Source organism: Sphingomonas sp. AC435 (assembly GCF_979253005.1).
This window is the reverse complement of the sequence record NZ_CEEDCJ010000097.1, coordinates 1-240: the sequence shown is the minus strand read 5'-3', so window position 1 is coordinate 240 and position 240 is coordinate 1. Positions and strand designations below refer to the sequence as shown.

Below are 240 nucleotides of genomic sequence, written 5' to 3'. Positions count from 1 at the left end.
ACCACCAGGTCACCAGAAACAGCACGATAGTCGCGAGGCCCATGCCGAGTTGGCCGAACATACCTAGCGTCAGGTAGACGACCGCGAGAATCGCGCCGCGGATCAGCAGGTCGATGGTAAAGGCCAGCGCCCGTGGTACCAGGCCGGCTGGGCGCAATGCCAAGTCGATGCCTTCCGGAGTTTCCACCTGATAGCGCGTGTCCAGCACCGGGTGCTGTTGTCGAGTGAGAGGGGAAATAG

The 240-nt window shown here is 61.7% G+C and carries 1 protein-coding gene; it reads right to left on the bottom strand.

All coding sequences use genetic code 11. The annotated features are described in order from the left end of the window. Positions 1-208: RDD family protein (locus AC0CH8_RS19090; RefSeq protein ID WP_465241228.1), on the bottom strand; the 208-nt coding region annotated here is incomplete at its 3' end. Positions 209-240 lie beyond the last annotated feature (32 nt).